This window comes from Alteromonas sp. G4i13 (assembly GCF_054960505.1).
Map to the genome: position 1 here is coordinate 1 of NZ_JBHNYX010000008.1, position 25917 is coordinate 25917.

The following is a 25917-nucleotide window of genomic DNA, read 5'->3' on the forward strand; positions in this document are numbered from 1 at the left end:
GGTGCCTAGGCCCAACCTTTTTTAATTTTCCAGTTTACGGGTTTGAGCTGAATTAAGCCGTACCACCCACCGTCAACTCGTCAATTTTAAGCGTAGGCTGACCTACACCCACCGGCACGCTTTGACCGTCTTTACCACATACACCCACGCCTTTATCTAGGGCAGTGTCGTTGCCAATCATTGAGATTTTTTGCATAACCTCTGGACCGTTACCAATTAAGGTAGCCCCTTTCACCGGTGCGGTAATTTTACCGTTTTCAATTAAGTAGGCTTCCGCGCTAGAAAATACAAATTTGCCAGACGTAATGTCTACCTGTCCGCCAGCAAAGTTCGGCGCGTAAATACCTTTGTCGATAGACGCGATAATTTCCTGCGGTTCATGTTGGCCTTCCAGCATATAAGTATTCGTCATGCGGGGCATAGGCAAGTGTGCATAAGATTCACGACGACCGTTACCGGTAGGCGCAACGCCCATAAGCTTGGCGTTATGTTTATCCTGCATATAACCTTTCAAGATACCATCTTCAATAAGCACGTTGTGCGCTGTTGGTGTGCCTTCATCGTCTACCGACAACGAGCCACGACGGTCGTTTAATGTGCCATCGTCAACAACCGTCACGCCTTTTGCAGCAACGCGCTGACCAATACGGCCACTAAATGTTGATGCACCCTTACGGTTAAAGTCGCCTTCAAGACCGTGCCCAACCGCTTCGTGAAGTAATACACCAGGCCAACCGTTACCTAATACTACAGGCATAGCGCCTGCCGGTGACGCCACTGCCTGCATGTTTACGCGTGCCATGTGAAGGGCATCTTCTGCCAAGGTTTCGTAATACGGTTTTCCGTTTTCGTCTTGCTTAAAGAACGAGTAGGCATAGCGACCACCAGCCCCCGCTGAACCACGTTCACGTCTATCGCCTTGTTCTAGCAATACCGAGCAGTTCAAGCGCACCAGCGGGCGAATATCAGTTGCTAAAGTACCGTCACTGCCTGCAACTAAAATTTCTTCATACACACCGCTTAAGCTCACCACTACCTGATTGGCGGACGGCTCTTGTTTGCGGATATAGGCATCTACTGCTTTTAAAAGCGAAATTTTTTCAGCGTCTTGCATCGCAAGAATAGGGTTATTTTCGCTGTATCGCGCTTGCACTGGTTTTTGTCCAAGCGAAGCAACTTGTTGTGAACCGCCGCTTGGCGCAATGCCGCGAGCCGCTTTACACGCTTTGGTCAACGCTTCTTCGCTTATTTCGTCTGAATAAGCGAACCCTGTTTTCTCGCCGCTAATTGCACGCACGCCTACGCCGCGCTCTATGTTATAGCTGCCTTCTTTAATAATGCCATCTTCCAACACCCAGCTTTCGTGCTGGCTTGACTGAAAATATAAATCGGCATAGTCGGTATCGTGACGATGAATAGTCGCTAAAGCACGCTCTAGCTTAGAGATATCTAGCCCTGAGTCAGATAATAAATGACGCTCAACAGATTTAGACAAAGTGACTCCTGAACCGGTTATGTTCGGCAACCGGCATATTCTGTTTAATGGTTTCTCTTTCTGCAATATCTACTTTTGCCGAAACTAACCCTACGTCGGTTTTGCGTTCGGCAAGGGTCTCCCCCCAAGGCGACAGTACAAGACTGTGACCGTATGTTTCACGGCCATTTGCATGCACGCCACTTTGATTTGCAGCTACCACAAAGCACTGCTTTTCAATGGCTCTGGCTTGCAACAACGCATGCCAATGCGCTTCTCCGGTGCGCTGGGTAAAGGCCGCTGGCAACACCAAAATATCGATATCGCCCATTGCAGTAAATAATCCTGGAAAGCGTACATCATAGCACACCGCAAGACCAATGTTGCCTATTGGCGTTTCAACAGTAACCACCTTGCTGCCCGCTTCGGTTGTCGCCGATTCACGATAACTGCCCGTGTTGTCGTTAACTGATACATCGAACATGTGAATTTTTCGGTAGTCTGCCAACACATCACCATTGGGGCCAAACAGCATGCAGGCTGCGGAAAACTTCTCTGGGCTATTGGTTTTCACTGGAAACGTACCCGAAACCAGATAGCACTGATATTGTGCAGCAAGCGCTGACAAACGTCGCTGAATCTCACCTTCGCCCTTTGTTTCTGCCACAGCAAGTTGGCCTTTGTCTTTACCGCCGAAATAAGCAAAACACTCTGGAAGCACAACTAAACTGTTTTTCTCAATCTTTGCCGATGCCATTTCGTTTGCAACGGTGTCGAGATTTTCTTCCACGCTTGGCGCAGATGTCATTTGTAATGCAACTAAATTAACCATCGATCACCTCCATTTTAAGCCTGCGTACGTCATCTTCCGTTAATGGCCTGTCTTGCGGGTTGGCCGGTACAGGCGCATTTTGCGCAGGTAAGCTGATGTCTTTGCTGTTGCGCTCAACTTCGTCGAACTTAGGATCTTTTATGGTGCCTGTAACGCGATAGTTCACATTCGAAATAACTTTCGCAGAGGTCAGCACCTGGTCTATGGCAAGAGCAGCGAGTGCAGTAGGCGGCGTAGCCAAGAAATACACTAAAAACGGTAAGTTCCCGGTTACGTTCGGTGCGAACGATACGTTGTAATTTAATCCACCGGTATTGAGATCGGTGAAGCCCGTGATCTCTATTTCACCAGCGCCGCCGTCAATTTCAGTATCGTCGGTATACGCTTTGCCATCAACAATACTTAACGTGCCGCCCATATCGTCGTAGAAAAAACCCTTAGCAAAAACGTCTCGAAAATCGAGGCTGAGCTTCCGCACTAACGAGTTCAAGCTAAACAGGGTAAAGATACGTGACCCCTTATCACTCAACTCAGTTAGATACCCATCTGAGAGCGACCACTCAACATTACCGTTTAGCTGTTCAAACCCGAAATCCATCGGCGCATTTGGCCAGTTGATATCAAACGCCACATTTGCGCTAGAATCTTTTATACCTGATTCAACACCGTACTCTTTTAGCATCTGCCCAACGTCGGGAGACGTTAATGTTCCGTTTAACGCGCTTTGAATCTCGCCTCCCATGTGCTTCCAATAACCCGTTGCGGTAACGTTAGTTTCATCAGATTTCACTAGAAGCTGGCGAATGGCTAAACCATTCTCTTCCTTCGCGATGTCTAAGGTAATTTCACCTAAATCGATGCCGTGCACGCCACAGGACTGACAATAAAAATAAATGGGCGGTAGCGTATTTGGGTCAATATTGTAGGGCGACTCGCCTTCCTCACTTGGCATAGCACTATTCGTAGCTAACTCAACGCCGCTCTCTGAACCGGTTTTTGTCGCCCCCCCGGCTTGAGCAGGCTTCTCTAGTGATAAATAGTCGGCATTTATCTCAATGCCCTGCTCGTCTAAATCACTATTAATACGAATAGTGGCTCTTGCCTGAGGCGACGCTAAGTCTAGGATCCAATCTTTATTGCGTTCTGTTGCACTGAGCTGCGCATCTTTAATACTGTGGCCAGCAAAATTTAGCTTGTCGGCTTTGGCGAATATCCGCGAGGGAGTGCCAAACAAATTCGCTTTTTTACTTTCGTTTGACTGGATACTCGATTGAGCATTTGTTTTTGCAACGGCGGAGCTAGTGTCTTTCCCTTTACCGGAAAGTAACATATTTATAGTGGTAAACCATTCTTGCACATCAGCTTGAGGTAGATTCGCACTGATACTAAAACCTGTACCAATGTTGGCTATATCGCTTTCGCCAAGTGCCAAGTGCGCACGTGAAAACTGCATTTCTTTGTGCGGTAGTACGCCATCAAAACGAATGTTATCACCAAGTGACGCCTCCACATTTGATGCTTTGCTATCGCCTTTACTGGTAATAAGCAGCGGTAAACTGCTGCCCGCTGGCGTATCGAAGGGAGCAGGCAATACACTTTGTGTCGCCGTCAAATCTGCAGTTAAATTGGCAGTATAGTTAAACCCACTGTTTGAAAGCGACAGTTGAACTGTAGTGTTCCAATCACTTTCGCCGTCGATGTATTCGGTGAGATCCGTGTTCACATAGTTAGCGAGCGGATGTACATGCCACCGTCCACCTAACTCTACATTTAGGTCGTACGTGTCGCCCTGCCTACCGGATAGCGACAAGTTCACCGGCTGTTTAAGAAACTGCGCCTGAAGCCCACTTGCGTCTATATCGCCATTAGCAAATGACACCTCTCCCGATGCCTTATCAAATAGCATATTTGTGGTCGCAACAAAAACGGGGTTATTCGACAAGTGCGCCGTTCCCGATGCCACCACATCTTTGCCTTTAAACGGGATATCAAGCTTTATATCGGCAGATAGAGGCCCGCCAATTTGCACGTCTTCGTTAAGTACTTTGCCCAGAGATTTTTTGAGGGACGAATCCATCATTAACGCGGTTAGCGCGTCCCCAGTGCCAGTACCATTGGCATAAATAATCAGGCGGGCATCTGGACTAAAGCTTGGAATGGCAGCCGACATATCACTGATTTTCATACCAGCAAGCGTCGCACTAGGGCTCTCCATCACTAATGCATTATTCACAAAATACAAAGATAGGTCTAAGTTATTAAGTGCCGGCCAGTCTGGCGCAAAAAGAAAATCCCCCTGCTCAATATCGACATACGCCTGAAAAATGCCTGTGTTGTCGTCAAACGGGAAGTCACTCGTGCGACCGTGCCACAGCACGCGCGCATTTGCGATTTCACCTTCTCCTGTAAACGCACGAGTAAGGTATTTGTCGGTATTGGCCCCCATTAAAGAAGGGGGAAATAAACTGCTCACCTCATTTAGCGCCAATGGGCTTACATCCACATAAAGCGACATAAACCCTGTCGACGTATTCAGTTTAAACTGCGGATGAAGAGTAACGGCATCACTATCAAGCAGCATATCGCTGCCTTTTACTACCCACTGCTTGTCTTCACTATCTATCTGCTCTGGGTAAATATAAAACTGAGATTTAAACAGCTTTATATTGACGTCTTTCTTAATTACGCCGTTGGCACTGAGTAAGCTATCCGCACTCTCTAAGTAGATAGCGCCATTATTTTTATACCAGAAAAAGTCTGCGTCTAGCGACGAAAGACCTGGTACCTTATCTGTTTTGTCCCACTGCAAATCTAGCACTTTAGCAGCTAAAGAAGGCTGACCGTTGTGCCATTGAATCTGCAACGTGGCCAACTCGCCTTTTGGATTAAGCCCGCGTATTTCTTCTTCACTGGTATCATCCATGAAAAGCGGCAACAGCAGCAGAAAGGGGTTAATTTGCACCGGCTTTACGGTGTTTATCAGCGCATCACCATTTGCACTTATACTGCCAATTAGGTCTGTTGTAAGGGTCTCGTTGCTTGAATTAAGCACCAATTGATCCACTCGGACATTCCAGCCTCCCTGTCTGTTCTCATCGTTAGGCAACGCCTGAAGACTACCTCCGCTGATACCTGTTACCGTTTTCGCGCGGCCACTGCCCCACTCTAAAAGGCTTTCACTAAGCTCGGCTTGTACGCTAGTGACTTCACTTTGAGAAAAGTTAGTCCATACTTCAAAGTTTGCGCGGCTTTGCGCTAGTGGACGCTTGGTTTTGATGAGATCGCTAACCCACGGAGAAATATCGAGCTCTTCTGCTTTGGCGTAAAACACGCCGTCAAAGTCTTCCCGCGTGCCCGTGATATCAATGATAAACGACGCCGAGTTAGCCGCTAAATCTGCAACCTTAAGCTGACCTAAACCTTGGTGTCGCTCTTCATGGTTGTTCCACGATAAACTTTCAATATCAAATGAATTGGTTTCATTAAGATGAGTGACAGATACCACCCCGTCTTCTAACGAAAAGCTTTGAAGCTGCTCTAAAAACAGACGCTCTAGCGCATTTACTACAGGGAAGTTATTCTTGTCGCCTCCAGAAAGGCGATCGGCGTCAATATCAAGCTTAAGACCACGCAGCTCGAAACGGGTAGATGAGATAAGTTGGTGGCGTAGCGATTCCCAAAAATCTAGCTCGACGTAGATTTGCCTGATATCCAATGCAACAGGGGAAGCATCGTTTTTAGCCAACGACACCGAATTGAGCACAATACTTGGACCATTGCGCTGCCAAACAGCATGCACACTTTGGATGGATAGGTTTACGCCATACTGCTCATTAATATAATTTTCCAACAGGTGTTTGTTGTGCTCAATATGCGGCAGAGCATAGCGTGCAGCGCTTAAAACAAGCGCGAAAAGTACAAGCAATACGGCGAGTAGCAGCCAAAACTTCTTAAGTAGATAAGCGGCTACCGACGAAAAATTTGTCACATTTTGCCTTTGTATACGTTAATGCATTACATCATGACGACGTCGTACTTATCCTGATTGTACAATGTTTCTGTTTGAACCTTGATTTGTTTAGACACAAATACTTCCAGTTCTGCCAGCATATGAGACTCTTCACCCATTAAGGCTTCCGCCACTTTTGGTGAAGCGTAAACCACAAACTTGTCTGCGTCGTAGGCGCGATTCACCCGTACAATTTCACGCATAATTTCAAAGCAAATGGTTTCAATGGTTTTTACCGTGCCTCGCCCTTTACACACCGGGCATTCTCCGCACAATATATGCTCAATGCTTTCACGGGTGCGCTTACGGGTCATTTCAATTAGCCCTAGCGCAGTAAAACCGTGAATATTTATCTTGGCTCTGTCCTTGTTCGTCGCCACCTCTAATGAGTGTAAGACACGTCGTTTATGGTCTGGTTCAATCATATCGATGAAGTCGATAAGGATCATCCCACCCAAGTTGCGCAATCTTAACTGACGGGCAATTGCCTGCGTCGCCTCAATATTGGTGTTAAAAATTGTTTCTTCTAGGTTCCGGTGGCCAACAAAAGCGCCCGTATTAATGTCGATTGTGGTCATCGCTTCGGTTTGATCGATGATCAAATAGCCGCCAGATTTTAAATCGACACGGCGTTCCAAGGCTCGCTGCGCCTCGTTTTCCACATCGTATAAATCAAAAATAGGTCTATCACCCGGGTAGTATTCGAGCTTGCCGTTCATTTCAGGCACGTACTCTTTGGTGAACTGGTGAAGTTCATTGAATGATAGTTTCGAGTCGATACGAATTCTGTCGAGCTCTGTACCAACAAAGTCGCGTAGCACTCGTCGTGCTAGCGGTAAGTCTTCGTAAAGCACGTTCGACTTACGCTTTTTCATACGCGACTGAATTTTATCCCACAGCCTTCGCAAAAATGCTGCGTCGGACTGCAGTTCGTTTTTGCCCACACCTTCAGCCGCAGTACGCAGAATGAAGCCACCGTTTTCATCACAAAACTCTTGCACCAGCGACTTTAAGCGTTCTCTTTCTGCTTCTTCTTCAATGCGTTGAGATACGCCTACGTGAGTGACCGAAGGCATAAATACAAGATAACGGCTGGGGATAGTAATGTCTGTGGTAAGGCGTGCGCCTTTGGTACCGATAGGATCTTTCACTACCTGAACCACAATATCTTGACCGTCTCGCACCAACTCGCGAATGTCTTGCTTTTGAATATGGCTTGCCGAGACTTCTTCAGCAATTTCATTGTGAATGACAATGTCAGATGCATGTAAGAAGGCGGCCTTTTCTAAACCGATATCAACAAATGCTGCCTGCATTCCCGGTAATACACGGCTAACTTTACCGCGATAGATATTGCCAACCAAACCGCGTTTGGTATGACGCTCTACGTGAATTTCTTGCAGTATTCCGTTTTCAATAAGCGCCACCCGTGACTCTGACGGGGTAACGTTAATAAGCAGTTCAGCACTCACGACACAACTCCAAATGCATTAAGTAATTGGCGGGTTTCGTACAGTGGTAGGCCTATTACGGCACTTGCACTGCCGTTAATGGAAACTACAAACTCACCACCAATACCTTGAATAGCGTAACTCCCTGCTTTGTCGGCAGGTTCTCCTGTTTCCCAGTATGCGTCAATTTGCTCATCCGTCAATGCTGCAAAAGTCACAGATGTGGTAATTACTTGAGTCTGTTGCTGAGCGTTATCAAGCACACAAATAGCGGTAAGGACGTCATGAGTTTTACCAGAAAGCATAGTGAGGATGCGCCTAGAATCTGCTTTATCTTCTGGCTTGCCAACACTTTGTCCGTTAAACGATATTAGCGTGTCGCTGGCCAGAATAACCTTGTCGTCGGTCATTGCCTGCTGATCCTCAAGGTATGCTTTCACCGCTTGGGCTTTTTCACTGGCTAGCCTTGTGACAAGCTCCATCGGTGGCTCGTTGTCACGGGGCGACTCGTCAATATCGGCAGGCTGTATTGTATGGGCTATGTTCATTTGCTTGAGCAAAGCGGTGCGTCGTGGAGAGGCTGACGCTAACACTACCGATTTTGTCATTGGCTTACCTTTGGTTTAATCGAGAACGTGTTCGGGTTACGAAATTGAAAACTGTCTGCGCGTGCGTCGAAGCAGCCAAAATACCCACGGCCACAACACCATTGACGTTATCACTGGCCACAGGTAATCGACTTGGAAATAAATATCAGTCAGTAGATGCTGCACCCAAAATGTAAGTAAGTGATATAGCGCCGATAGTAGGCCGATAATAATGGCTTGCTGCCATACAGAATAATTACGCAACCGCTGGTAGTTAGCCGCTAAAACGTATACGCATATACTCAACCCAAGACTATGAATACCTAAGGTCGTGCCTACCAATACATCCATGGCTACGCCCGTTAAGAAGGCTACACCCACATTCACTCTGTGGGGCAACGCCATGCTCCAATATGCTAATACAACCAGCACCCAGTCAGGCCGGTACACATCTACTTGAGTGGGCAGTGGAACAATTTGCAGTACCAGAGCAACTAACAGACTAATCCATATAACGAGGTTACGTTTACGCATCTGAAGATTCTTCCTCGTTTACAGCTGGCTTATCAGTGTCGTCAGTTGAGTTAGCATCAGACTCATTTTCTGACTCAGGCGTGTGCCATAACAGCAATAGGTGTCGAAGCCTGTCTAGGTTTGCTAAAGGTGTAACAATAACACGAGCAAAAGGTCGGCTTTCATCTCGGACGACTTGTGACACTCTTGCCACAGGGTAACCTTCTGGAAAGACCTTTCCTAAGCCAGACGAAATTAATGTGTCACCTTCTTGAATATCGACACTATGAGGAACATGCTCTAGATACAGCTCGTTTAGTGCGCCGCTTCCGGTTGCGATAAAGCGAATATCATTTCGAAGAGATCGCACAGGAATAGCGTGGGTAACGTCGGCAATCAGCAATACACGGCTGTTTGTAGACCCAACTTCCATTACCTGACCCACTATGCCCTTATCATCAATAACTGGCTGAGACAGATATACGCCGTCTATCGCACCCTTGTTGATAACCACCTGCTGGCTATACGGGTTTTTATCCACCGCCATTAACTCAGCAACCATTTTTCGAGAAGAAACCCGAATAGGTGCCTGCAGTAACTCTCTTAATTGTGCATTTTCTTTTGCAATTACATCGAACTGCTGGAGCTTTTCGCTCATTAACAACAGCTGATTATTAAGTTTCTGGTTTTCGGCCAGCAATTGCTCTTGAGAGGTAAGACGCTGGGCACTTTCATTTAGCATTAAACCGGGAAGGTTTGCTAAATACTGAAGTGGGCTCATTAATGAGTTGAGATAAACCCGCGTTGATTTGAAACCGTCTAGCTTATGGTCGACAAATATCAGAATCACCGACAGCACAAGCGCCAGTGTAAGCCTGTTATTTAACGAAGGGCCGCGGGTAAAAATAGTATCCATGATACAAATAAGGCAACCTTACGGTTGCCTTTCCTGTTTATTCGTAGCTAAACAGGTCGCCACCGTGAAGGTCAATCATATCGAATGCCTTACCACCGCCGCGTGCTACACAAGTAAGCGGATCATCAGCAATAACAACTGGAATGCCCGTTTCTTCCATTAGCAATCTATCTAAGTCTTTAAGTAACGCGCCACCACCGGTAAGTACCATACCGCGCTCAGAAATGTCTGAAGCAAGCTCTGGCGGAGACTGTTCTAGCGCCACCATAACGGCTGAAACAATGCCGGTTAGTGGTTCTTGAAGCGCTTCAAGAATTTCGTTTGAGTTTAGCGTGAACCCGCGAGGTACGCCTTCTGCTAGGTTGCGACCGCGCACTTCAATTTCGCGCACTTCTTCACCTGGATAGGCAGCACCTATTTCATGCTTGATGCGTTCAGCGGTTGCTTCACCAATTAGTGAACCGAAGTTACGACGAATGTAGTTGATAATAGCTTCATCAAACTTGTCACCACCAATACGAACAGATGATGAATAAACTACGCCGTTAAGTGAGATAATGGCAACTTCTGTTGTACCACCACCAATATCGACCACCATTGAACCTGTTGCTTCTGATACAGGTAAACCCGCACCAATAGCAGCCGCCATTGGCTCGTCGATAAGATAAACTTCGCGGGCACCTGCACCCAATGCAGATTCTTTAATTGCGCGGCGCTCTACTTGTGTTGAACCACAAGGAACACACACTAATACACGAGGACTTGGGCGCAAGAAATTATTGTCATGCACTTGTTTAATAAAGTGCTGAAGCATTTTTTCAGTGACGTAAAAGTCGGCAATAACACCGTCTTTCATCGGACGAATTGCACGTATATTACCCGGCGTACGACCAAGCATTCGCTTAGCTTCTGCACCTACCGCTGCAACACTTTTTGGTCCTGCTGCGCGCTCTTGACGAATAGCTACTACTGAAGGCTCGTTCAGAACAATACCTTGGTCTTTTACATAAATCAGCGTATTAGCTGTTCCGAGGTCGATGGACAGATCGTTAGAGAACATGCCTCGAAGCTTTTTAAACATGAAGAGTGTATTCCTGTTTCTGTGTTAACGCGTATTTGCAAAGGTGAGATGGCGACGCTTTAACGTGAAGTCGATATTTATTCGCACACTTTAACAATGGGGGCTATTTTGGGCAAGTAATGCTGTAATTAAGTGACGAAATAACTGCATTTTTGCTTAGTAGTTTTAGCGCTTTACCCATGAAGGGATACCACACACGCGTTTCCAAATAATTTTAAAATTAGACCCACATAGTGACCCTGTGAAAATTAGAAGGTTCAAAAACAATTTGCTAATAATTTACATCTCTTTATGTTGGCGCCACTACGGTGTGCTACGCAACCAGCATTAAGACCAAACCGGATAACCTTCTTTGCTAATTATTAATTTGCTCGCGCTTGTAAATGATATTGTCGTTTCCTCGATACACACCATACGTAAGCGTTGCGTTTGGAGGGTTATCAGCTTCACCATCTCCATCCCAATCCCACAATAGCCAAGCATCAGGCGTATAACTAACAGGGTAATTGCCAGCACCGTTTGGTGATGACAGGCGAATTCCGTCACTATTCCTATAGGCTCCTTCACTTAACGACTCTTCCCCCGAAGAAACCAATTCACCAGATTCGTCATTCACATTGTCGTGATCATAAGCCGTACAACTGTCATACTTATTAATCCGCCAATTACTTCCGTCCCAGTATTGAGTGCGAAGCGGTAACAAAAGCGCTTCGTCGGCTGCACCGTAGTTATTTATCAACGTTGCACGACCGTAGGCGAAGCTGATTGAATCACCAAAATCATCAACGCACTGACCGGAACAAGAAAGTCCATTGAAGTTTGCGCCCTCAATTTGTGCTTGGTCTGCCACCAGCGCAATGTGTGCTTCGAGGTAAGGCCCATCTACGCTGTTATCAGCAAGGCGACTAAATACGATATCGTTGTCAGAAAATGAAATAAGACCAGCACTGGTATTTTGCGGCCAACTTATTGAATTAATGTTTTCAAGCCTATTTAGCAAGCTTGTGCCGTGCTCGACTTGTAAGCTGATATTGACCAGTTTATCAAAACCATCGTAGTAGTTTGTGGTGCGGCTGCCATTTTGGTTAAGTGCGGTTAGCGAGAAGCTTACTTCGCTAATGGGTTGATCAAAGTAATTAAATGCGCCATTGACGTTACACGCCGCTTCAACACTTCCGCTCAAGGCAAAATTAGAAGGTGCGAAACGCCCAACGTTTTGCACCAGCCCTTGCACGGTGGTATCTGACAAATAAGTACTCTGTGCCGCAATGGAAATTGTACCTACCTCATCGTAATTAATACCAACGTTAACTTTACCTTCATCGCTAAATAAAACACTGGGCACGCTCAATGTACCCGTTGCGCCGCCACTAGGAAGTATATTTAAGGGTGTTAACAACGCGCTACCTGAAAAATGCTCCGCGGTATTATTATTTTCCAGTGCTGCAAAGTTATCTGGTATTCCATCGTCGTTACTGTCTTCACCATCGACCCACTGTACTGTTCGCAAGCCTAAGACAAAGTCTTCCCCTGTCAGTTTGAGCAGCGAACCATTCGCACTATTCGCGTAACCGTTAAGATTGGAGCTCGTGCCGCTATCATTTAAGATATTCATAGCAAAGCCGAACGGACGCACTTTAAAAGTATTAGAAGAACCTGCAATACCGCTTCGATTTGTTATGTCTGCTGACAACGACAACTCTCCCGCATCTGGGTATTGAATTGTAAAGGCAGCTCGCGAGTCAGCATCAAATTGAATAGGAAAGGTGCGTGGGGTTAGCCCCAGTTGATGTTCATTACCGTTATTGATAAGCAGTAGGGTGTTAGAACAATTACTCGAACTAGAACAGTTATAATTTAATTCAACATCGACAATTTGATTTTTTAGCGTGTCAGAATTCCCACATGCTTCGATAGCATAGGTCTTGCTGTTAAAGCCAGTGTCTGAAGGCTTACCAGAAAGCTGAGTAACGATGGTTTCTGAATCATCAGTGATATTCTTAAACACCAGCCCGTCGGATTCATACTTTATTTTACAGCTACCTAAATTCACTTCTTTACCACCGATAAAGCAACGCAATTGAGAAGATGGATTTTCTCCCGAAGTAGCAAGTTCAGGATCTGCGCCTCTAAGGCTATCGAGTGTTAGCGAGGTCTGCCCGATAAACGTTACGCTGTCGTCAGGCGACCATCGATAGTTACCGCTATTAACGGGCACTAAGTTGACTGTAGATGGCTGAGAGTAGAGTAAATCACAGTTGACGTCTGCACAGGCTTTTAGGGTAACTTCTTTCGCGGCGCAGCTGCTACCCTTGTTATCAGCCAGTTCAAAACGATAGTGATTCAGTACTTCAATGACTTCCCGACCGCAGATGCCAGGAATATTGTTTGGCACTTCATTAGCCGTCACCCTCAGAGTAGCAGGTGAGCCGACGCCACCTCCTGCGGTAAAGCGGCCTCTCAATGTGCCTTCAGACACATTGGCAAAGGTTATTTCACCTTTTGCTAAAACCAATGCGTTCGGGTTTGAGCCATCGATGACCACATCTCCATCGACATAAATCGCGAGATAAGCCCCTTCAGCGACAGTGATATTTGCGTTCACCATGGTGAACTTTGTAGCAACGCCACCTATATTGTCCCCCGGGTCAGAAACATAAATTCGCGTGGGTGCAATTACGTCGTAGTTACCCGCCGCCATGGTTACCAGTTGACGGTTAAAATAGTAATCCCCCGCTAAGTCCCCTTCTGCTATCTCTGGGCCGCTATCGTCAATGGTAATTGTTGGTATCGCTCTCGCTTGTGAGTCGGTAAGCGCATCTGTGTTGTTCACGGTACAGTCGACAGGGTTCTGTCCGCATTTTGGGTAGTCTGCAGATCCGCTTGTAGCGTCGGTGATAAACTGCTGTGCTGACAACACACCTGCATTTTCATCAATCATTCGGCTACCAGCTGCGAGTGAAATTGCGGAACCACTAAAAGCGGCAACCGCGCCAGGAAAGGCGTCATCACAACTAGGAACTTCACCACTAAACACAAACTCTGAAGTCATAGCCAGAATGCTAGCGTCTTCTTCAGTGTGGTTGCGCTCAGAGTCTAAGCTTCTATCCTCATCTACACGCAGTCCAAGCCTATTTTTGTTTACGCCGCAGCTGCGAAGCCAACCGCCGTCGCCGCCGTTTCTACTTATTTTACTGGCTGCAACCAAAGGAGTTTGCGCATAGTTATTTTTAAAGTCATTTCGAAAGCAACCATCGTCCCACCCCTGTATGCGTACGTCGGCAAAATCGGCTTCCCAAACCACTTCAATACCATTGTCATCGAAAAATCTACGATTGAACCCCTCTGTTGTCGCCATGTAAGCTACCGTTTCATTGCGTGTAACTGGCGCATAATCTGTTTCAGACGCTTCCAACGCCATAAAATAAGATGGTGCTTCATACTTTGCTGCAATGGTTAGAAACGGTAACAAATGTTCGTTGGGTGGCTTCTTTCCATTAACGTCAACTTGGTTATTTAACGTTTGAATAGAGTGAAAGAAAACAGGCTGTTCACCAAAATCAGTTTCAAGTGAAACGCGAGCATATCTCGCATTTTCTTCGCCCACCTTCAAGGGGCCGTTAGGTTCATACCAAGGAGAGCTTGTCGATGCCTGAATAGTCCCCCCTCCGAGCTCCATCTTACCGACTTCAACAATATCACCGTCAGGAAATTCATGAACGCCATACGCAATCGCTAAGTAATGTGCTCCCATCGTGATATGCGGACCATCTTCTCCAGAAGGCTCAAGGGGCAAAGCTTCAAAACCTGTGCGGGTTACATTGCGAATTTTGACAATGGCAGGGTTGCCCCCCTGATTAGTAGACAGCATAAACACCGCTGGCGGCTCGTCGTATACCTGTGAAAAGCTAATGGTTGTCCACTCTGCTTTATTGTAGGTGTTTTGAAGCTCGATGAACCTGCCTTCGATTTGAGGGACGGCTTGCACAGCTAACGCTTGTATAAACAAGGCACAAATCAAAAAGAGTCGAGCAACAGAATTACAGTATGTCATTATTCTTCCTGCCTTACTTCAACAAGAACGCGTTTTGAGGTTTCGAGCTGGCCGGTACTGCACTGCGCTTCGGCCCCTAACGCATAAACCCTTATTTCACCAGCGGCAACTTCAGGCTCTTCGACTTCAGTTTCCACCTCACAAGATAGCGTAATCGTACAATTCTGCATGTTGGCCACATTAATAACTACCGGCTGTGTTATGACTGTGCACGCCGGATTATCGCCGTTAATTAGCCTAGAAATAGCGACTTCCATCCCACTTTGCGCCGCTAAGTAAGCACGAGCGCCATAATATTCAATGGATTGCTGGCGAATATTCGATGAGATTTGATTAGACAGCGCAATACCAAGACCTAAAAGTATAATACTAATGATAATTGCTACTATGGTGGTTGAGCCTTGTTGGCGCGCAGGAGAACCAGACAACCCAACAGGACGTTGGCCTATACGATACTTTTTTTGTTGGCGTGTTTTACTATGGCACATTAGGGAAATGCACCTCGTGTACAACCGATATCTGTTCATCGTCACTGCTTTGTAATGTCATTTGCAGTTCGATTAAGCCATTTTGCCGTAACCCTGCAGTGACCACATTCGCACTCCACGAAACCACATTAGTACCAAGGACGCCCGACGTAGCACCTTGCGTCCTAATTAAGCGTTCACCTTGAACGGTAGATGTTCTACAAACGGTTACTTGCGCTTCAGGAATAAAGAAGCGTTTTCCTGGTGAAGATTGTGTATTGGGGGCACTGAGTGTGAGGTCATATTGATTATCGCTAGTGGGATCGGAAGCAGCGTCGGCAATAGCATCTATTATTCGCCCGCTATCATTCACGCTCTGTGGGTTTGTTGGGTATATAACAAGAGTGTCGTCTTTACTCAACTGACTATTGAACACGACTACGTGCATAGGATTATTAAACGCGTCGCCCACATAGGTGCCACTTTCCTTAATTGGGTAGTAAGAAAGACACCCCAAACTCGAATCGAATGACACAGAATTTGGCACCACATTACGCAGTTCTTTTTCGAGCCGCAAAATAATAAAGCGCGCATCTGAAACAAGGCGGTTACGCTCTGCGCCGGTTATATAGATTTGTGCACTTAAAGAAATCACTTGAGCTACAGATACGCTTATCACACCTAAAATAGTGATCACTAAAATAAGTTCTATTAATGTAAAACCATGTTGTCGCTGTGCTTGTCGTGGAGACATTAATAGCTCCCTCGATAAGCGCTAAAATTGTAAACTTGGCCGTCTGGTGCCGTAACTGCGATGTCAATACGTTTAAACATTAGGCCGTCTGTTGGCGTACTGTCGTTTAGGTCACTGTCGTAATCTACCGTTACGGTAAAACCGAAACTGCTATAGTTTCCGCCCACGTCGTTAACTGTGTACCCGTTGTAATCGTCTACATCGTCGTAGTCGTCTTCGTTGGCTTCTTCTGGACCAAGTGTTGTTGAGCAATTTCCTTTGGCATTACAGGTTTCAAATGGCGGGCTTCTGTCACTATTTTCATCATAAGAGCGACTAAGAATATCATTCATTAAAGACTGCCCTAGCTTCGCCGCTTTCACCTGACGAAATGGCTCTGCGGTTTGTTCAGCTTGCGGGACAATAAGCGACAGAACTACGGTTAGGCTAATCGTAAATACAACAATACCAATCACCAGCTCTAACAGGGTAAAGCCGTTCACGCATTTTCTATGTACAGGCAACGCAACCCTAGCACGCATAAACTGCCCCTTCGCTTTGTAAACACATGGCAAAGGTACTTATTTGAATTCTACAATTCGTTGAACACGCGATATTTCGCGGCCTGCCAAACCCATCAAACTGAATTTGAGAAAAGCTATCGCCATTTTCATCGGCCGTTTGAAAAGTAAAGTCGGTGCTTGATGCATCGACTACCTGATCGGCATCAAAAGCGGTAGAAAGGGCGTTTGCACAATCGTGGCCAGCGGGAGGGGCAATGATTGTGGCGGTTATTTTCACACAGCTAGTGTTTTGCACATTTTGCATAGCACGAAACTGCATGTTACGAACGACTTGAAGTGTGCGATCGCGAAGGGCGATAGCTTCTTCCGTATCGTTACCAAGAAAGCGAGGTGCGGCGGTTACCGCCAGCACCCCAATAACCAATATGGTTATGATAAGTTCTACTAATGTAAAACCGGTTTTCTTCACATTACTGAACGCAAGAGTTGACTTTAATTACAGGGCGTACACCTTCACCAGTAGAATTAAAGTATTCTACTGAACAAGGTGCCTCAGTTTCTGTAGGTGCTGTCGAAGAGTAGTCACTGAATCCGGTTGCATAAACTAACACAGAGTTCGAAGCTGAAATCTCTTCTGTACCAAAGTCTGCAGCATCTATATCAAGCAATGCTGCCATATTATCTTCAGTCGCTTGCGGGTACCCGTTTACAATAGTCACGTTATCAGATCCAACATCTAACGTTACTGGTGTGTCTGTGGTACCCAAAACGTCGTTGATCAAAGCTTTACCATTAACAACCGACGCCGAGGTTTGAAGAGAGGCTTTAATTCCTTCAAGCGTTGCGTCACGCGCATCATCTTGAAGGTTCAAAAACTTAGGTGCTGCGGTTACCGCTAGAATACCCAGCAGCACAATAACAATGATTAACTCGATTAGGGTAAAACCCTGTTGTGTTGATACTTTTTGCATAGTTAAACTTCCTAGGTATTAATTAAAAAACAGTAACCTGGCCAGTGGCTGGGTTGTAAGTGAAACCGTCGTACGCTGTACCGTCTGGCGTACCGTCTGCCGGTGCTGAGCTATTAGGTAAACCCATAGATTCAACTAAGTAGTAAACACAGAGAGTGTTTGCACCTGAATCGTCCTCTCGAACGGCATATCTGAAATCAGCAACAACGGTGTCGTTCGTCGACGTTGTATTTGTTGGTGCTGACTGAAGAATTAGGTCAAAGACGTTTTTGCATTCAGTGTCGTTAACGGTAGAAATAAGTGTGTTGCCTGTAGAACTTCCCGTTGGGTAACCAATGGTGCCGTCTACCCCTACTTGCGTTTGATCGTAAGTGATTACTGTGCCGTTCCCATTTCCATTATTCCCGCTCGGACGGCCTTCAACTTCCCACTGCGCTCTTACAAGACCTACCGCTGCGGCAAAACCACCAGCGACACCTTCAACACTTGCTTCCCGAGCTTCATCAGTAACATCTATAAAGCGTGGTAATGCTGTGGCCGCAAGCAACCCTAGAATGATTACAACAATTATCAGCTCGATTAGCGTAAAGCCTTGTTGTTTGGTGTTCATAACATCTCCTTGATGACGATAAGGCGAATTGTGCCGCCGTTTAATCAACTATTTCTTTGCCTGACAACGCCGCTACCAGCGTTATATTCAAACCAAATCTCTTTTCCCCAAAAGAATGCACATTGTAAGTAACCGTTTGCATACTGGTCGCTTACGGTCACTGTTGACAGCGCTTCACCTTCTCTTAAGGTTGCAAGTGTCAGCATGTATTCGCACGCATTCCCCTGTTCTTTTTCAAGTCCTTCGGGCCAGCCTTTTTCATTAATGTATAGCTCTGCCGCCACATCTTTGTGCTGTTTAACTTTGCCACCAGCGTCAAACTCAGTTTCGTAAATAAGCACAGTATCTTGCTTAGTCTTTATCCATTGTGCCCTGGCTAACATCACCACTCGCTGAAACTGTGCAACCGCGTTCTCTTTGTTAACCTTTTCCGCTTCATCAATAATTGGTGTCGCGTAAAACACGTATGTTGTCCCAATAACAGCAAGCAATACGCCTATAACAACAAAATTAAGTAACCCCGTTTTGGTGCTTGCCACGCTTTTCCCCAGTTATAAAGCGCTTTATCAGCCGCCTTTCACCGCCGACATCATGTTCCACATTGGCGTAAATATGCCAAGCGCCAGGATCAATACCATTACCGCAACAAAACCAATCAAAATAGGTTCGATTTTGGCCGTTAAACTTTTCAAGTCGAAGTCGACTTCACGTTCGTAATAGTCAGCACTTTCTTCTAACAACGGTTCTAGTCGCCCCGTCTCCTCACCTACTGCAATCATCTGTAGTACAAGTGTAGAAAACAGTTCGCTATTTTTCGAAACTCTCAGCAAACTTTCGCCTTTTTCGATCCCTTGCCGCATTTCTTTAATGCGCTTTTGCATGTGCGCGTTGTCAACGGCGTCGGCAGTAAGTGAAAGGCCTGCGGTTAACGGCACGCCTGCACGCAAGATCATTGAAAAACTTCGGCTATATCTTGAAAGTAATGATCGCTCAATAATGCCGCCCACGACAGGCAACTTTAGTTTAAATTTGTCCCATTTGAGTCGTCCATTAGTCGAATTAACGTATTGTTTAACTGTGAAAATCCCTCCCACAATCACAATAATTAGCAGCCACCAATAGTTCACAAAGAAATTGGAAGTACCAATTAACACGCGGGTCATAATTGGAAGTTCAGTGTCAAAGCGCTCAAACATTTGGGTGAACACTGGCACAACAAATAGATTTAAAATAAACATGGCAATTGCTAGCGCAATTAACACAAAAGTGGGATAGCGCAGCGCCGATTTTATGCGCTTGCGGGTTTCTTGCTCGCGTTCGAAATAGAGGGCAAGCTGTAGGAATACGTCGTCTAATTTACCGGTATTTTCACCTACCACCACCACGGATATGGTAAGTCTCGTAAACACCTTTTCATATTTAGCCATGGAAGAAGACAGACTTCGTCCCTGCTCTAACTGGTCTGCAATATCTTTCAAAATCTCTTGAAAGCGTTTGTGCGATGCATTTTCGCTTAGGCCTTTAATGGCGCGAATAATGGGAATACCGGCCTTTAACAATGAGTACATTTGGCGGGAAAAAATGATCATTTCATCCAGTCCCACCTTTTGTTGAAATAAACGCGTGATATCGAAGCCGTCTCCTTCATTTTCTGCACTGCGCTTTTTTGATTCAACAATGGTAAGAGGCACAATGTTTTGTGACAGCAAGGCTTGTGCTGCGGCTTGCGCTGACGCGGCTTCAATAACCCCTTTTTGAGGCCCGCCTTGCGTTGACTTACCTGCGTACTTGAACTGTGGCATTAGTGATTCACCACTTCAGGAACAAATTCAGCGACTTTGAACACTTCATCTAAAGAAGTTTTGCCCTGAGCTGCGTAGTCCAGTGCCATGTGAGATAAAGGAACAAAGTCTTTATTCGCCTTAGTCGCATCTACGAAGCCCTGCGTGTCGTCTTCACGCAAGGCCTCCATCATGTCCTCGTTCATTTCCAGAAATTCAAAAACACCTATCCGGCCTTTGTATCCTGTGTGATTACAACTGTTGCACCCGCGCCCTTTATAGAAGGTGGCAGAGGCTAACTCAGGTTTCAAGAAGCCAACCCACGCTTGTTCTTGGGCGGTTGCAGGCTTTTCTTCTTTACAGTTTTCACACACCCTACGAACCAGACGCTGTGCAAGCACTCCTCGTAATGAAGTAGCAACCAAATACGGCGCCGCGCCCATATCGATAAGGCGAATAGCGCTGGTTACTGAGTCGTTGGTGTGAAGCGTACTTAATACCAAGTGGCCGGTTAATGCACCTCGAAGACCAATCTCTACGGTTTCTTGGTCACGCATTTCCCCCACCATGATAATGTCGGGGTCTTGACGTAACGTAGTGCGAAGAATGGCGGCAAAGTCCAGCCCAATTTTGGCATTAACCTGAACTTGGTTGATTCGCGGTAGACGGTATTCAATGGGGTCTTCAGCCGTTATGATTTTAAGGTCAGGCTTATTGAGTTCGCTAAGTGCCCCATACAGAGTCGTAGTTTTACCGGAACCCGTAGGCCCCGTTACCAGGATCATACCGTGGGGACGATTAATGGCAGCTCTAAATTTCTCTGCCATAGCATCGGGCATACCGGTTTGGTCTAGCGTTAGAAGGCCAGCAGACTGGTCTAATAAACGCATAACTACCGCTTCTCCATTGGCTACCGGCATGGTCGACACACGCACATCTAAGGTGTGTCCTTTCACTTTAATATTAAATCGTCCGTCTTGTGGAATTCGCTTTTCAGATATATCCAAGCCAGACATGAGTTTGAGGCGTAGTACCAGCGCCGACGCTATTTTCACTTGGTTGAGCGTGTTTTCTTGCAAAACGCCGTCGACACGTTGACGAATGCGCAGGATTTTTTCATCGGGCTCGATGTGAATATCTGATGCCCTAACTTGAACGGCATCTTCAAATATGGAGTGAAGCAGCTTAACGACCGTAGCATCCGAGGTGGTGTCATCAAGTGCTGACAACTCAAAATCAGCCTCGTCTGCATACTCTTCACCTAGTTTTTCAGCAAACGACGCAATGTCCTGGGTACGGCGGTAAACAGAATCAAATGCCTCTAGCATTTGGTTCTCTTGCACAATAGCCAGCTCAATGGTTCGAGGAGCGACTAACGGGCCGAGTTGGTCTAAGCCTCCCAAGTCCGTTGGGTCGCTCATGCCCAGCAGCACTTCATCGTCGTCCGCCTCTAACACTAAGGCACGGTAGCGACGTGCGTAAGTCTCTGGGATAAGCTGAGCTTGCTCTGGATCTATACGGCGCTGTGTTATATCCAAGAAAGGAATATTTAGCTGCTGTGCCAAGAAGCGAAGAAGCTGGGGTTCGCCGATAAAGCCCAAATCGATAAGTGTATCCCCTAGTTTGCGCCCTGACGTTCGCTGCGCCGCAAGCGCATTGTCAAGCTGCTCACTGGAGATAATGTTTTCGTGAACGAGTAAGTCGCCAAGGCGCATCTTTAATCGAGGTCGCATTAAGGCTGCTCCTGTAAATCAGTTAGACGCGAGTTTGCATATTGTGCAGATGCAGAGGAAAGCCCGCCAATGGCGAGTGCCCTGGAATAAGATGATATCGCCAGGCGCTCATCTGCCAATGCGTCATAATTCACCCCTAGTGCCAACCACCATTTCGCATTATTAGGCTGTAGCGATGTCATAGCGCTGAATGCTGATATCGCTTGCTCTGACTTATTGATGGTTTGAGCAGAGGTGCCCTTTAAAATTAGATAGTCGGCACGGCCTTCGGCTAACGCTTTAGCATCCAAGCTATCAGGCATCAAATTCAATACTTCTTCGAAGCGGCTTTCCTGCACCAGAATTTTGGCCATTAGCTCTCGCCAAATTAATTCGCTAGGCGAGATCACAATGCCCTCTGAAAGTACCTGCAGAGCCTGTAAATTATTGTTTTGTCCAAAATAAAGTGCAGCCAGCTGCTTGCGCGCCTCGTCATTTTGCGGAAAGGTTGCCAGTGCTAGCGTGAAGCTTTTTTGAGCCTCATCAAAAATGCCAAAGTTATACGCTTTAAGTCCTGCTTCTAAATGCACAGCACTTTGTTGTTCAGGTGACTTAGGTGCTACCTCAACTACAGGCTCTCTGGTTATGATATTTGTGGGTTTAGGCTCTGCGGCCTTCGAGCTTGAGGGTTGTGTTTTGCTAACCGCAGACAGTTCTGATTGAGGGCTACTGGCGTTTGCGCTGTTATTGACGTTTGACGCCTTCGCTTCATCAGCTGTGCTGGTTGCTGATACCGTAGTTGTAACCCTTTTTCTGTATTGAGCTTCATCATCCTCTAATGACTCATCAACGGTATTGAAAACAAGCTCAGCCACATCTGACTCACGGTTTTGTAGCGCCATATCACTTTCAGATAACGGGGTTGATTGCATTCCTTGTGACGGAGCATTTATATCTGCTGTGCTATCGGCAACGCGCTCTGATATTGTACTCTCAGCAGACGGGTTGTTAACGCTTGGGGCACTTGAAACGGCCGTTGTGCTTAACCCATCTTCATTTTTTTCGCGATGGGAAGTACCAGATAAAAGTGTAATTACTAACCATACTACAAACACCAAAACGGCGATGATCATGAGCGCTTTTGGCCAAACTGGACGTTGACTGACTTCAACGGTTGGCGGCAAACCAAAGTCTTCACTTTTATTGCGTTCATCCAGTGACTTTAAGGTGTCATTCAAAATACTCATATGCCACCTGCGCCGTATACATGGAGTACACTTGCTACTGCCACCACAGCAAGCGACAAAATAACAAGACTCTGCCTTGGGACAAGTCGGCGTTTACAGTCATGTGTATCGAAAACGGCGCTTAGGGTATGTGACCAGGTCGCCGACGCCTTGCCCTGACCATATGCGCGTAAAAGAATCTTATGACAAACTATGTTAACCAAGCGAGGCGTGCCCTTGGTAACCAACGCTATAAATGCGCGCAGCCCTCTAGATATCAACTGTTCGTCACCACCTGCTGTCGTCAACCGGTGACCAATATAGTAATCGACTTCGGCTGACGTCATTGTGCGTAAAGTGTAGGAAAAACTTATTCGCTGGCGGATTTGTCTTACTTTAGGGTTTGCCAGGTTGTCATCAAGTTCAGGCTGTCCAAACAAGACAATTTGAAGCAGCTTACTTTTTTCCGTTTCCAAATTGCTGAAAAGACGCAGCATCTCAAGAGCATCCCAACTCAGCGACTGCGCTTCGTCAATGATTAATACCGCTTGTCGTCCCTCTTTTTTAAGGGCTAATAGCTTTGTCTCTATTGCATTATGTAAGCCTTGATTATCACTATTTCCCTCCGGGACAATACCTAATTCCCTCGCAAATGCTTGGCGTAATTCATCAGGCGAAAGGTATGGATTGGGTAAATAGCAGGCTACAAATTTATCAGACAGATGATTAATTAATTTACGGCATAACAATGTCTTACCTGTACCGACTTCACCGGTTACTTTTATAAAGCCTTCAGACATACTCAATGCTGATAAAATGACTTTTAACGCTTCATTGTGTGGCGCAAGCGCACAAAAGAAATCCGTATTCGGGGTAAGCGAAAACGGCATATCTGTGAAGTGAAAAAAGCCCTGATACATAATTAGTTTCTATACCACTGATCAAGTAATGACTGAGTGCGAAGACGTTGTTTTTCCCACGTGTCCGGTTGCACAACTGATGGGCGTATCAAGATCACCAGCTCGCGCTTACTTTGCGTTTTGGCTTTGTTTTTAAACGCATTACCAATGAATGGAATGTCACCCAACAAAGGCGTTTTTGATTCTTGCTCACTGGTAACGGTTTCCATCAAACCACCAATTACGACAATTTCTCCATCGCGGGCACGAATTACCGTATCTGACTCTCGGATATTACTTTGTGCCAGTGGCAGCAAGATTTGCTGATCGCCCACCTGAATAACTTTAGTCTGCTCTGCCGTTTCCGTTACTGATGGGTGAACGTGCAATATAACCGAGCCGCTTCTGTCAATTTGAGGGGTAACATCTAAGGCAATACCTGAAAAAAACGGGGTAAGTTCGATGTCATTTTCGTTTTCGGTTTGAGTCGCGCTTTGATCTTCACTGGTCGACACATCGGTGACAAAGTACTCGTCTTGCCCGACTTTAATCACTGCTTTCTGGTTGTTAGTAACGGTGACTCTGGGGTTACTCAACATCTGAACATCACCTTGGGTTTGCAGCATATTGATAACGCCGTCAAAGTCACCTCGTGAAATTCTCAAAGTAGAAACGCCGCCAATATCTGTAGAGATTGAGTTCCCTATGCCATTAACTGCATTAATGGCTGGATCTATACCTGCAGCGGTATTTGCAGCAAAGTTTGACGCTATAGCCCCGCCGCTGAAGCCAAAGTTCACACTGCCCGTCAAGCCGCTTGCAATACGATCCCAGCGCACGCCTTGCTGATAGCCGTCGTTTAGCGTGACTTCAATAATGCGCGCCTCTAATACCACCTGTCGCTGTAAGCTCTCTTGGCTTTGGTTTAAAAAGTCTTTCACCACTGCGATTTCGCTGGGCAATGCTCGAACGGTCACTAAGCCTGCTTGGGGTGAAACCACAACTTGGCGACCTTCTGTTGGAGAGACCAGTACTTTTAGTGCCTCTTTTAAATCGCTCCAAAAGTCGTTTTCACTGGTAGTCTGAATGTTTGAGCCATTGAGCTGTTGGATGTTATTGCCGCCAAGTCCGCCTTGGCCTCCAAAACCACCCTGACCACCTAGCGCGTTCCCGCTAATGTTGTTATTGCCGTTAATTCCACCGTTGTTGCCACCATTGTTTTGGTCTTGCTCACTTACCCCACCGGCAATAACGCTTACGTTAGATACACCGAAGCGCTTGATCATAAGAAAGTTAACCGGGATAGATTCCGTCTTTAGTTGAGAAGGCATAACCTGAATTACTTTCCCTTCCAAAAACACGTCTAACGGATACATTCTCGAAATAATGGTTAATACATCTTCTAACGCCACTTCTTTGAGCGTTAAGCTAATTTGCCCCGACACGGCTGGATGAACCGCGACACTGTAAAGTGTGTCTTCAACTAACGCGTCGAAAAACGGACGCACGTCTACATTGTTAGCAGAAACTGCAAACATTTTCTGTGATGTTGGCGCAGGTAACGCTTGATAACGGGCAACCTCTGCCAGCAGTTCTTGATTAAGCTGCGGGGGCGGTGTTGGTTTACTTGATGTCGTATTCTGAGAACGTGCTAGTTCATCGCGAATATGAGGTTTTACTTCCTCGCCAACACCATAAGATTGGCAACCTGCCACAACTAACGCTGCAGACAAAACCAATGTGTTAACAATGAGGCTATTTTTTAATTTCATATGCATACATTCTTAGTATTTTCTGCTGACGTCCGTCAGTGATAACCACGTTCTTGGGGTTAATTTTTGATACGGTGTATTCGTTAAGTGTGTCGCCCACGCGGTAGGATTTACCCGATATGATGGCGCTATAACCTGTACTGCGTTTAAAGATAGATTGAAGTGCTAGTTCTCCTGCTACAGCATCATCATTGCTAGACACTGATGCACTGGCGATTGCAGGCCTAGTCGGGTCGACAGACGCAACTGTAGGTAAGCATGTTGCTATCGCTAAAGCTGTGACCACAATTCTTAACCGTTTCACA

General features: G+C 46.2%; 22 protein-coding genes. All 22 read right to left on the minus strand.

The window, feature by feature from the left end:
- Nucleotides 1-52 precede the first annotated feature (52 nt).
- Nucleotides 53-1495, minus strand: coding sequence for a metalloprotease TldD (gene tldD / locus ACFI6J_RS05310; RefSeq protein WP_348670412.1), 1443 nt, complete (start codon nt 1493-1495; stop codon nt 53-55).
- Nucleotides 1488-2306 (minus strand): carbon-nitrogen hydrolase family protein, encoded by an 819-nt coding sequence (locus ACFI6J_RS05315; protein WP_049588411.1) that lies wholly within the window; start codon nt 2304-2306, stop codon nt 1488-1490. Before ACFI6J_RS05315 ends, tldD begins: the two co-directional genes overlap by 8 nt.
- Nucleotides 2299-6294 (minus strand): YhdP family protein, encoded by a 3996-nt coding sequence (locus ACFI6J_RS05320; protein ID WP_348670413.1) that lies wholly within the window; start codon nt 6292-6294, stop codon nt 2299-2301. Before ACFI6J_RS05320 ends, ACFI6J_RS05315 begins: the two co-directional genes overlap by 8 nt.
- Before the next feature lie 26 nt (nt 6295-6320).
- Nucleotides 6321-7787: a ribonuclease G gene (gene rng / locus ACFI6J_RS05325; RefSeq protein WP_014947913.1), complete on the minus strand. Its 1467-nt coding sequence runs from the start codon at nt 7785-7787 to the stop codon at nt 6321-6323.
- Nucleotides 7784-8374, minus strand: a complete 591-nt coding sequence (locus ACFI6J_RS05330; protein WP_348670414.1) for a Maf family protein — start codon at nt 8372-8374, stop codon at nt 7784-7786. The genes rng and ACFI6J_RS05330 overlap by 4 nt, the downstream gene beginning before the upstream one ends.
- 36 nt (nt 8375-8410) lie before the next feature.
- A complete protein-coding gene (gene mreD, locus ACFI6J_RS05335) occupies nt 8411-8887 on the minus strand; it encodes a rod shape-determining protein MreD (RefSeq protein WP_014978011.1) in 477 nt (158 codons plus the stop codon).
- Nucleotides 8880-9782 (minus strand): rod shape-determining protein MreC, encoded by a 903-nt coding sequence (mreC, locus tag ACFI6J_RS05340; RefSeq protein WP_014978010.1) that lies wholly within the window; start codon nt 9780-9782, stop codon nt 8880-8882. Before mreC ends, mreD begins: the two co-directional genes overlap by 8 nt.
- A 37-nt stretch (nt 9783-9819) precedes the next feature.
- Complete coding sequence (locus tag ACFI6J_RS05345) at nt 9820-10863, minus strand: rod shape-determining protein (protein ID WP_014947909.1); 1044 nt, start codon at nt 10861-10863, stop codon at nt 9820-9822.
- A gap of 355 nt (nt 10864-11218) precedes the next feature.
- Nucleotides 11219-14917: an H-type lectin domain-containing protein gene (locus tag ACFI6J_RS05350; RefSeq protein ID WP_348670415.1), complete on the minus strand. Its 3699-nt coding sequence runs from the start codon at nt 14915-14917 to the stop codon at nt 11219-11221.
- Nucleotides 14917-15405 carry an agglutinin biogenesis protein MshP gene (locus ACFI6J_RS05355; protein WP_348670416.1) on the minus strand — a complete coding sequence of 163 codons (489 nt, stop codon included), beginning with the start codon at nt 15403-15405 and terminating at the stop codon, nt 14917-14919. Before ACFI6J_RS05355 ends, ACFI6J_RS05350 begins: the two co-directional genes overlap by 1 nt.
- Nucleotides 15395-16138: a type II secretion system protein gene (locus ACFI6J_RS05360; protein ID WP_348670417.1), complete on the minus strand. Its 744-nt coding sequence runs from the start codon at nt 16136-16138 to the stop codon at nt 15395-15397. Before ACFI6J_RS05360 ends, ACFI6J_RS05355 begins: the two co-directional genes overlap by 11 nt.
- On the minus strand, nt 16138-16659 hold the full coding sequence (locus ACFI6J_RS05365; protein WP_348670418.1) for a type IV pilus modification PilV family protein: 522 nt from the start codon (nt 16657-16659) through the stop codon (nt 16138-16140). Before ACFI6J_RS05365 ends, ACFI6J_RS05360 begins: the two co-directional genes overlap by 1 nt.
- Nucleotides 16649-17110 carry a type II secretion system protein gene (locus ACFI6J_RS05370; protein ID WP_281716045.1) on the minus strand — a complete coding sequence of 154 codons (462 nt, stop codon included), beginning with the start codon at nt 17108-17110 and terminating at the stop codon, nt 16649-16651. Before ACFI6J_RS05370 ends, ACFI6J_RS05365 begins: the two co-directional genes overlap by 11 nt.
- Nucleotide 17111: 1 nt before the next feature.
- On the minus strand, nt 17112-17612 hold the full coding sequence (locus tag ACFI6J_RS05375) for a type II secretion system protein (protein WP_014975389.1): 501 nt from the start codon (nt 17610-17612) through the stop codon (nt 17112-17114).
- 22 nt (nt 17613-17634) lie between these two features.
- Nucleotides 17635-18222 carry a prepilin-type N-terminal cleavage/methylation domain-containing protein gene (locus tag ACFI6J_RS05380; RefSeq protein WP_156077752.1) on the minus strand — a complete coding sequence of 196 codons (588 nt, stop codon included), beginning with the start codon at nt 18220-18222 and terminating at the stop codon, nt 17635-17637.
- A 44-nt stretch (nt 18223-18266) separates the two neighbouring features.
- Complete coding sequence (locus ACFI6J_RS05385; protein ID WP_014975387.1) at nt 18267-18761, minus strand: hypothetical protein; 495 nt, start codon at nt 18759-18761, stop codon at nt 18267-18269.
- A gap of 27 nt (nt 18762-18788) precedes the next feature.
- Nucleotides 18789-20024: a type II secretion system F family protein gene (locus tag ACFI6J_RS05390; protein WP_156085771.1), complete on the minus strand. Its 1236-nt coding sequence runs from the start codon at nt 20022-20024 to the stop codon at nt 18789-18791.
- On the minus strand, nt 20024-21736 hold the full coding sequence (locus ACFI6J_RS05395) for a GspE/PulE family protein (RefSeq protein WP_156085770.1): 1713 nt from the start codon (nt 21734-21736) through the stop codon (nt 20024-20026). The genes ACFI6J_RS05390 and ACFI6J_RS05395 overlap by 1 nt, the downstream gene beginning before the upstream one ends.
- Entirely contained in the window at nt 21736-22962 is a 1227-nt protein-coding gene (locus ACFI6J_RS05400; RefSeq protein WP_462585768.1) for a tetratricopeptide repeat protein, read from the minus strand. The genes ACFI6J_RS05395 and ACFI6J_RS05400 overlap by 1 nt, the downstream gene beginning before the upstream one ends.
- Nucleotides 22959-23861, minus strand: coding sequence for an ExeA family protein (locus ACFI6J_RS05405; RefSeq protein WP_462585769.1), 903 nt, complete (start codon nt 23859-23861; stop codon nt 22959-22961). Before ACFI6J_RS05405 ends, ACFI6J_RS05400 begins: the two co-directional genes overlap by 4 nt.
- 2 nt (nt 23862-23863) lie before the next feature.
- Complete coding sequence (mshL, locus tag ACFI6J_RS05410; protein ID WP_377948672.1) at nt 23864-25612, minus strand: pilus (MSHA type) biogenesis protein MshL; 1749 nt, start codon at nt 25610-25612, stop codon at nt 23864-23866.
- Nucleotides 25596-25916, minus strand: a complete 321-nt coding sequence (locus ACFI6J_RS05415) for an agglutinin biogenesis protein MshK (RefSeq protein WP_101563273.1) — start codon at nt 25914-25916, stop codon at nt 25596-25598. The genes mshL and ACFI6J_RS05415 overlap by 17 nt, the downstream gene beginning before the upstream one ends.
- Nucleotide 25917 lies beyond the last annotated feature (1 nt).

Coding starts and splice junctions, on each gene's coding strand:
- ACFI6J_RS05315 (WP_049588411.1), bottom strand. CDS start 2,306: ATGGTTAATTTAGTTGCATTACAAATGACATCTGCGCCAAGCGTGGAA.
- ACFI6J_RS05330 (WP_348670414.1), bottom strand. CDS start 8,374: ATGACAAAATCGGTAGTGTTAGCGTCAGCCTCTCCACGACGCACCGCT.
- mreD (WP_014978011.1), bottom strand. CDS start 8,887: ATGCGTAAACGTAACCTCGTTATATGGATTAGTCTGTTAGTTGCTCTG.
- mreC (WP_014978010.1), bottom strand. CDS start 9,782: ATGGATACTATTTTTACCCGCGGCCCTTCGTTAAATAACAGGCTTACA.
- ACFI6J_RS05345 (WP_014947909.1), bottom strand. CDS start 10,863: ATGTTTAAAAAGCTTCGAGGCATGTTCTCTAACGATCTGTCCATCGAC.
- ACFI6J_RS05350 (WP_348670415.1), bottom strand. CDS start 14,917: ATGACATACTGTAATTCTGTTGCTCGACTCTTTTTGATTTGTGCCTTG.
- ACFI6J_RS05355 (WP_348670416.1), bottom strand. CDS start 15,405: ATGTGCCATAGTAAAACACGCCAACAAAAAAAGTATCGTATAGGCCAA.
- ACFI6J_RS05360 (WP_348670417.1), bottom strand. CDS start 16,138: ATGTCTCCACGACAAGCACAGCGACAACATGGTTTTACATTAATAGAA.
- ACFI6J_RS05365 (WP_348670418.1), bottom strand. CDS start 16,659: ATGCGTGCTAGGGTTGCGTTGCCTGTACATAGAAAATGCGTGAACGGC.
- ACFI6J_RS05375 (WP_014975389.1), bottom strand. CDS start 17,612: ATGCAAAAAGTATCAACACAACAGGGTTTTACCCTAATCGAGTTAATC.
- ACFI6J_RS05380 (WP_156077752.1), bottom strand. CDS start 18,222: ATGAACACCAAACAACAAGGCTTTACGCTAATCGAGCTGATAATTGTT.
- ACFI6J_RS05390 (WP_156085771.1), bottom strand. CDS start 20,024: ATGCCACAGTTCAAGTACGCAGGTAAGTCAACGCAAGGCGGGCCTCAA.
- ACFI6J_RS05395 (WP_156085770.1), bottom strand. CDS start 21,736: ATGCGACCTCGATTAAAGATGCGCCTTGGCGACTTACTCGTTCACGAA.
- ACFI6J_RS05400 (WP_462585768.1), bottom strand. CDS start 22,962: ATGAGTATTTTGAATGACACCTTAAAGTCACTGGATGAACGCAATAAA.
- ACFI6J_RS05405 (WP_462585769.1), bottom strand. CDS start 23,861: ATGTATCAGGGCTTTTTTCACTTCACAGATATGCCGTTTTCGCTTACC.
- mshL (WP_377948672.1), bottom strand. CDS start 25,612: ATGAAATTAAAAAATAGCCTCATTGTTAACACATTGGTTTTGTCTGCA.